Annotated in this window: 5 protein-coding genes; 4 read left to right on the top strand and 1 reads right to left on the bottom strand. The window is 72.2% G+C overall.

What is annotated here, in order from left to right; all coding sequences use genetic code 11:
- Both ACWEVO_RS32460 and nuoH read left to right on the top strand, forming a co-directional pair.
- Positions 1-238: hypothetical protein (locus ACWEVO_RS32460; protein ID WP_452311261.1), on the top strand; the 238-nt coding region annotated here is incomplete at its 5' end.
- On the top strand, positions 238-1,200 hold the full coding sequence (gene nuoH / locus ACWEVO_RS32455; protein WP_452311260.1) for an NADH-quinone oxidoreductase subunit NuoH: 963 nt from the start codon (positions 238-240) through the stop codon (positions 1,198-1,200). The genes ACWEVO_RS32460 and nuoH, both read left to right, overlap by 1 nt.
- A gap of 127 nt (positions 1,201-1,327) precedes the next feature.
- Here the strand turns inward: nuoH and ACWEVO_RS32450 are convergent, their stop codons facing one another.
- Positions 1,328-2,374 (bottom strand): glutathione S-transferase family protein, encoded by a 1,047-nt coding sequence (locus tag ACWEVO_RS32450; protein ID WP_452311259.1) that lies wholly within the window; start codon positions 2,372-2,374, stop codon positions 1,328-1,330.
- Positions 2,375-2,457: 83 nt separating this feature from the next.
- Between ACWEVO_RS32450 and ACWEVO_RS32445 the strand changes: the two genes are divergently transcribed.
- On the top strand, positions 2,458-2,865 hold the full coding sequence (locus tag ACWEVO_RS32445) for an ester cyclase (protein WP_452311258.1): 408 nt from the start codon (positions 2,458-2,460) through the stop codon (positions 2,863-2,865).
- Between the two features lie 111 nt (positions 2,866-2,976).
- A complete protein-coding gene (locus ACWEVO_RS32440; protein ID WP_452311257.1) occupies positions 2,977-3,555 on the top strand; it encodes a NuoI/complex I 23 kDa subunit family protein in 579 nt (192 codons plus the stop codon).
- The last annotated feature ends 77 nt before the right edge of the window (positions 3,556-3,632 follow it).

Raw genomic sequence — 3,632 nt, 5'->3', positions numbered from 1 at the left:
GTACTTCGAGACCAACCACGAGGAGTCCTCGGGCATCATCCCGGCGCCGTTCCTCGGTGCCGGCAAGTACCTGGTCCCGGGCCGGGCGGGCCGGGAACGTCCCGCCCGCCCGGCTCCGGGCGAACGCCCGGCGCGACCCGCCGGTGGGGCGGGCGCGGCCCGGCCGGCGCCCGGTGAGCGGCCGACGGGTCCGCCCCGGCAGGAGCCCGACGCCGCGCCCGAGGCGGGGGAGGGCTGATGCCGACCTGGTTGGAGCTGGTCCTCCGGGTGGCGGCCGTGCTGGTCGCGTTCCTCACCCTGCCGCTGATCGTCGGCCAGACCGAGCACAAGGTGATGGCGCACATGCAGGGCCGGCTCGGCCCGATGTACGCGGGCGGCTTCCACGGCTGGGCGCAGCTCGTGGCCGACGGCATCAAGTTCGTGCAGAAGGAGGACGTCACCCCGCGCGACGCGGACCGCCCGGTGTTCCGGCTGGCCCCCGCGGTCGCCCTGGTGCCGTACCTGCTCGCCCTGCTGGTGATCCCGCTCGGTCCGGGTGACCTGGTCGGGCAGCCGCTGGACATCGGCCTGTTCTTCGTGCTGGCCGTGGTCGGCATCGGGGTGCTGGCGGTGCTCATGTCGGCCTGGTCCTCGGCCAACAAGTACAGCCTCCTCGGTGGCCTGCGCGGCGCCGCCCAGCTGCTCGGCTACGAGCTGCCCCTGGTGCTCTCCGCCGCCTCGGTGGCGATGGCGGCCGGGACGCTCAGCCTGCCCGGCATCGTCGAGGCGTGGCGGCCGTGGTGGCTGCTCTGGCAGGCGCCGGCGCTGGTGGTGTTCTTCGTCGCCGGGCTGGCCGAGATCCGGCGGCCCCCGTTCGACATGCCGGTGGCCGACTCCGAGCTGGTGTTCGGCTACATGACCGAGTACACCGGCCTGCGCTTCGCGTTCTTCCTGCTCGCCGAGTACGTCGGCATCGTGGTGATCGCCGCGCTGACCACCGTGCTCTTCCTCGGCGGCTGGCAGGGCCCGTTCGCCGACGCCCAGCTCGGCTGGCTGTGGACCCTGCTCAAGGTGTTCGCCGTCGCGTTCGTGATCATCTGGCTGCGGGTGTCCTACCCGCGCCTGCGTGAGGACCAGCTCCAGCGCCTCTGCTGGCTGGTCCTCGTCCCCCTAGCCCTGGCCCAGCTCGTCCTCACCGCCGCCGTCCGCCTCGCCCTCTGACCGCCCCCCCGCCCTCCCTCGTCGCGTCGATCTTGCACATCCTGCCCCGACGAAGAGGGCGGAACGGGCTGCTCGCGGGCGCAAAGCGCAAGATCGACGGGAGTCGGCGGGGCGGGACGTGGGCGGGTCAGGGCAGCGGGGTGTGGGCGGGGTCGACGCGCTCGGTGGGGGCGGGCGGGCCGGGCGGGGTGCCGTCGCCGAAGGGGCGCCCGCCGAGTTCCTCCCGGCCGTGTGGGGTGAGCCAGTTCGACAGGTCGGGACCGAGCGGCACGATGCCGGTCGGGTTGATGTCCCGGTGCACCTCGTAGTAGTGCCGCTTGATGTGGTCGAAGTCGATGGTGTCGCCGAAGCCGGGGGTCTGGAACAGATCCCGGGCGTACGCCCAGAGCACCGGCATCTCGGAAAGCTTCTGGCGGTTGCACTTGAAGTGGCCGTGGTAGACCGGGTCGAAGCGGACCAGTGTGGTGAAGAGCCGGACGTCGGCCTCGGTGATCGTGTCGCCGACCAGGTAGCGCTGCCCGGACAGCCGCTCGCTCAACCAGTCCAGCCGGTCGAAGAGCCGGTGGTACGCCTTGTCGTACGCCTCCTGGCTGCCGGCGAAGCCGCACCGGTAGACCCCGTTGTTCACGTCCGCGAAGACCACCGCGTTGACCTCGTCGATCTCGTCCCGCAGCCGCCCCGGGTAGAGCTCCGGCGCGCCCGGCCGGTGGTACGCCGTCCACTCCGTCGACAGGTCCAGGCTCATCTGCGCGTAGTCGTTGGTGACCACCTGCCCGGTCGGCACGTCCACGATCGCCGGCACGGTGATGCCGCGGTCGTACCCGGGGAACCGCTTGAAGTACGCCTCGGCCAGCCGTTCGATGCCGAGCATCGGGTCCCGGCCGCCCGGGTCGAGGTCGAAGGTCCAGCTCCGCTTGTCGTGGGTCGGGCCGGCCACCGCCATCGAGATGGCATCCTCCAGCCCGAGCAGCCGGCGGACGATGATCAGCCGGTTCGCCCACGGGCAGGCCCGGCTCACCGCGAGCCGGTACCGTCCGGGTTCCACCGGCCAGCCGTCCCGCCCGTCGGCGGTGATCCGGGTGGCGATGTACCGCTGGTCCCGGGTGAACTCGGCACCCGGTTCCACGTACCTGCCGCCCGTGCGCTCCAGGATCTCGTCGTCACTGCCGCCCACGCCGCCTCCCGAGAAATGTCGTCGGCTTCCATCATGGTCGCTCCGGCGGTCTCCGTCAGGCCGAGCGGAGCTAGGCTGCCGCGGTGACCGATCTGGAGGCGGCGGCCCGACGCTTCATCGCCGACGTGTGGAACGCCGGCCGCGAGGAGAGCGCGTACGACCTGGTCGCCGCGGACTGCCCGGGGCTGGGCGGGACCGGTCCGGCCGCCACGCTGGCCTGGCACCGGGACCGGCGAGCGGCCTTCCCCGACCTCCGCTACAAGATCGTCGAGCTGGTCGCCGCCGGTGACCGGGTGGCCGTGCACTGGCGGGCCGCCGGCACCCAGGCCGGACAGTTCGGCCCGGTGCCGCCCACCGGCCGGGTGGTCAGCTATTCGGGCGCGTCCTTCCTCCGCTTCGACGACGCCGGCCGGATCGTCGACGTGTGGAGCGTCAACGAACTGTTCCAGGTGCTCCAGCAGCTCGGCGTGGAGATGCTCCCGCCGGCCTGAGCGGAAGCCGTACCTCGACCGACCGGTGAACGGCGTGCTCGGCATCCCGAGGCGCCGGCAAGAGCCGGGTGGTGGTCGCGCGCATCATGGGCACAGGGCAGGATGGGCGGCATGAGCGAGCGGAGCGCGCCCGGCGAGGGGCTGGTGAAGGGGCTGGCGGTCACGTTGAAGACGATGACCCGCCGCTCGACCACCCAGCAGTACCCGGACGTCGCCCCCGAGTTGCCGCCGCGCTCGCGCGGTGTGATCGCGCTGCTGGCGGAGAACTGCACGGTCTGCATGCTCTGCGCCCGGGAGTGTCCGGACTGGTGCATCTACATCGACTCGCACAAGGAGGAGGTGGTGGTGCCCGGGGCCGCCCGCGCCCGGCAGCGCAACGTCCTCGACCGGTTCGACATCGACTTCTCGCTCTGCATGTACTGCGGCATCTGCGTCGAGGTCTGCCCCTTCGACGCGCTCTACTGGTCACCCGAGTTCGAGTACGCCGAGTACGACATCAGGGACCTGCTGCACGACAAGGACCACCTCGGCGAGTGGATGGCCACCGTGCCACCGCCGCCGGCCCACGACCCGCACGGTGACCCCTCGAAGGAGGAGACCACCGCCGCCCGCAAGGCCGCGGCGCCGGCCGCGCGTCCCACCCCGGCCCGCCCCGAGCCGGGCGCGCCGCAGGGAGGTACGCCGTCATGACCGGTGCGGCTGCGGGACGAGATCGTCGAGGTCAACGCGGTGGTCTTCGCGGACGTGAACAACGGGGTCTACCGGTG

The sequence above is a fragment of the Micromonospora sp. NPDC003776 genome, from assembly GCF_053605645.1.
The sequence above is the reverse complement of the archived record's forward strand: the minus strand, read 5'-3'. Positions and strand labels throughout refer to the sequence as shown.

Bases quoted from the DNA above. Each gene is read 5' to 3' on its own strand.
- ACWEVO_RS32440 (WP_452311257.1), top strand. From the start codon at position 2,977: ATGAGCGAGCGGAGCGCGCCCGGCGAGGGGCTGGTGAAGGGGCTGGCG.
- nuoH (WP_452311260.1), top strand. From the start codon at position 238: ATGCCGACCTGGTTGGAGCTGGTCCTCCGGGTGGCGGCCGTGCTGGTC.